General features: G+C 49.9%; 3 protein-coding genes. All 3 read right to left on the bottom strand.

All coding sequences use genetic code 11. The annotated features are described in order from the left end of the window. Positions 1 to 49: 49 nt before the first annotated feature. On the bottom strand, positions 50 to 541 hold the full coding sequence (locus tag ACTHUE_RS16600) for a disulfide bond formation protein B (RefSeq protein ID WP_039864291.1): 492 nt from the start codon (positions 539 to 541) through the stop codon (positions 50 to 52). A gap of 205 nt (positions 542 to 746) precedes the next feature. Continuing rightward, the gene (locus ACTHUE_RS16595) at positions 747 to 1,145 is read right to left on the bottom strand and encodes a c-type cytochrome (RefSeq protein WP_070695358.1); all 399 of its coding nucleotides are present in this window, start codon (positions 1,143 to 1,145) and stop codon (positions 747 to 749) included. 120 nt (positions 1,146 to 1,265) lie between these two features. After that, positions 1,266 to 2,107 (bottom strand): ferrochelatase (gene hemH, locus ACTHUE_RS16590; protein WP_440424018.1); only part of this gene is annotated, 842 nt, incomplete at its 5' end.

The raw sequence follows: 2,107 nt of genomic DNA, 5'->3' as shown, positions 1-2,107 counted from the left end.
AACAAAAGGCCGTCTGAAATTTCAGACGGCCTTTTTATATCGAAACCAATCAGATTTTTCTGGTTTTCAACCAAGCCCAAAGCAGCAGCAATACCACGAAGCTGAAATACAAAATACTCCACACCGGTAGGGCGACGCCGAATAGATAGTCCGGCTCGGCGCAGTTGCCAAAGCCGCGGACGATAGGTTCAAACCAATCGAACAAAGGCCAGTCGCGCAGGCGGAAGGTCCAAGGTGCGCCGCAAGAAGGGGCGGTGCCGGGCGGCAGGCTTTGCAGCCAAATTTGATAGGCGGCGACACCGGCGCCGTAAACGGCCGGGGCGGCAATCAACAATGCCGAGAGTGAGCGGGCAAATTTGGAAGATTGCGAGCTGAATGCCGTAACAATGGCCAACAGCCCGACTGCCAATACGCACAAGCGTTGCAGGATACACAATACGCACGGGTTCATGCCCAAAACGTATTGGGAAATAAATGAGCCGCAGGCGGCAAATATGGAGAGGACGACTAGAAATAAAACAGTCTTGCGGAAAAAGTTCATGACATAAAACCTTTCAGACGGCCTGGACGCAAAACAGCCGCTAAATAATGTTTACTTTAACACAAAACGCATATGCTTTTTTTGATTTGACGGTTTTTTGCGTATGTTTGTTGATGTTGCGTAACCATAAATATGGAAATAAGAATGTGTTCCATATCGAAAAGGCCGTCTGAAATGTTCAGACGGCCCTTAGGGGAGAGACGTTTTATTTTTTCCCGTGAGATTTTTTGACATCTGCTTCAGTAATTGTACCGCCGCCATTATTGAAGGCGTTCATGATGTAAGTGGCAACGGCGGCAACATCGGCATCATTGATGGCAGTAGAAGGCATAAAGCCGTTGTAGGATTTGCCGTTTACTTTAATCGGGCCGTTGATGCCTTTGGTCATGCTTTGCAACAGCACTTGCGGTTTTTTATTGATATAGTCGGACTGGAATAAAGGCGGGAACATGGCACCCCGGCCTTCACCTTTTTTGCCGTGGCAGGCGGCGCAGTTGGTTTCGTAAATCTTTTGTCCTTTGCTCATCAGTGTGGCATCGGCGGCAAAAGCGGTTGGGATGCTGAGTGCGGTCAGAAGGAGCAGGATAGTGCGGAGTGCAGTCATGATGTGTTCCTTTTTGAGTAGTATTTTTGATGGCTACACGCTTGGTTTGCGTTTTAATAGCTTGATGATAACGCTAAAGGCCGTCTGAAAGTGGATTTTTCAGACGGCCTTTGGTTTAGGTCAAATCCAGCCTTGCAGATTAGCCCGGCTTAATTGTGCAAGTGCGGCAATCCAGTCGGCGGAATCGTTGAGGCAGGGGATGTAACGGTATTCTTTGCCGCCTGCGGCGTGGAATTGTTCGCGTCCCATAATGGCGATTTCTTCCATGGTTTCGAGGCAGTCGGCCAGGAAGCCGGGGCAGAATACGTCGAGTTTGGTCGTGCCTTGTTTCGGCAGCTGATCAAACAGGGCTTGCGTGCTGGGCTTGATCCATTGGGATTTGCCAAACTGGCTTTGGAAAGAAACGATATATTCTTGTTCGGACAAGCCCAATGCTTGCGCCAACAGTTTGGCAGTATGGTGGCACTCGTCAGGATAGGGGTCGCCGTCGTCGTGATGCTTTTGCGGAATGCCGTGGAAACTCAACATCAGTTTTTCGCCGCGTCCGTTTTGGGCCCAATAGGCTTCAATATGCTGCTTCATGGCTTGAATATAGGCGGCATCGTCGTAATAACGGGAGACAGTGCGGACGCTCATTTGGTTGCGTTGCAGCAATAACTCTTGAAACACTTTATCCAAAGCCGCGCCAGTAGAAGAGCCGGCATATTGCGGATAGAGCGGGATGACCAGCAATTTGCCCACGCCTTGGGCTTTGAGTTCCGCCAAAACATCGGCAACGCTTGGATTGCCGTAAGTCATGGCATGACGGACGATGACATCGGGCAAATGTTTGGCTAGGGCTTCTGCTTGGCGGTGTGTGTAAACCTCAAGCGGCGAACCTTCTTTAAACCAAACTTTTTCATAGGCATGCGCGCTTTTTTTCGGGCGAAAAGTCAATACCAAGCCGCGCAATATCGGTTGCC

Source organism: Neisseria sp. P0021.S005 (assembly GCF_051956955.1).
The sequence above is the reverse complement of the archived record's forward strand: the minus strand, read 5'-3'. Positions and strand labels throughout refer to the sequence as shown.

What these genes read in the sequence shown, in the direction of transcription:
- ACTHUE_RS16600 (WP_039864291.1), bottom strand. Translation starts at nt 541, where the DNA reads ATGAACTTTTTCCGCAAGACTGTTTTATTTCTAGTCGTCCTCTCCATA.
- ACTHUE_RS16595 (WP_070695358.1), bottom strand. Translation starts at nt 1,145, where the DNA reads ATGACTGCACTCCGCACTATCCTGCTCCTTCTGACCGCACTCAGCATC.